The sequence below is a fragment of the Nonomuraea sp. KM90 genome, assembly GCF_052246675.1.
Classification (GTDB): Bacteria; Actinomycetota; Actinomycetes; order Streptosporangiales; family Streptosporangiaceae; genus Nonomuraea.
The window spans coordinates 1-657 of record NZ_JBQQCB010000412.1 but is presented as its reverse complement, the minus strand read 5'-3'; the positions used below and the strand labels follow the sequence as shown (position 1 = coordinate 657).

General features: G+C 70.2%; 1 protein-coding gene and 1 pseudogene. Both read right to left on the bottom strand.

Going from position 1 to position 657, the window contains the following annotated elements; translation table 11 throughout:
• A pseudogene (locus ACTWPW_RS64515) lies at positions 1–194 on the bottom strand (hypothetical protein); the annotation flags it as partial.
• On the bottom strand, positions 191–657 hold a 467-nt coding region (locus ACTWPW_RS64510), incomplete at its 5' end, for an extracellular solute-binding protein (RefSeq protein ID WP_443175085.1). The gene ACTWPW_RS64510 and the pseudogene ACTWPW_RS64515, both read right to left, overlap by 4 nt.

Below are 657 nucleotides of genomic sequence, written 5' to 3'. Positions count from 1 at the left end.
ACGAACGAGCGCACCGTGTAGCTGCGCAGGCTCAACTCCACGTTGCGGAACAACGGATAGGCGTAGAAGACCAGCAGGTAGGCCACGACGGGGGCGAGGAACGCCCACGCCGCCCACTGACCCGACCTCCGGCGTGCGGCCCGATGGCCCCGGGCCGCCGTGCGGTCCAGAGCCATCGGGATCTGCGTGCTCATTGGATGGCGCTCGCCGCCGCCGACTGCGCCGCCGTCATGGCCTCCTGCGGCGGCTTCGACCCGCTCAGCGCGGCCTGCACCGCGCCCCACATCGGCTCGGAGATCTTCGGATACTTCGTCCCGAGGTCGTCACTGGTACGGCCCTTGGCCGCCTTGACCGCCTCCACCCACACCTGCAGTTCCGGGGTGGCGGAGACCTGCTTGGCCTGCACCGCCTCGGTGGCGGCGATGTAGGACAGAGTGGTGTCGGTGGTGTAGGCGTTGTCGGCGCTGGTCAGGCAGGCCACCAGCTTCTGCGATGTGGCGTAGCGGGCGGTGTCCGACTGCACCGGCACGCTGACGAACTCGCCGCCGGTCGGCGCGGGCGCCGTGCCGCCGGCCTTCGACGGGATGGGGATGATGCCGTACTCGAAGCCGGTCTCCTTGGCGTTGGCCAGCTGCCAGGTGCCGTTCTCGGCGAAGG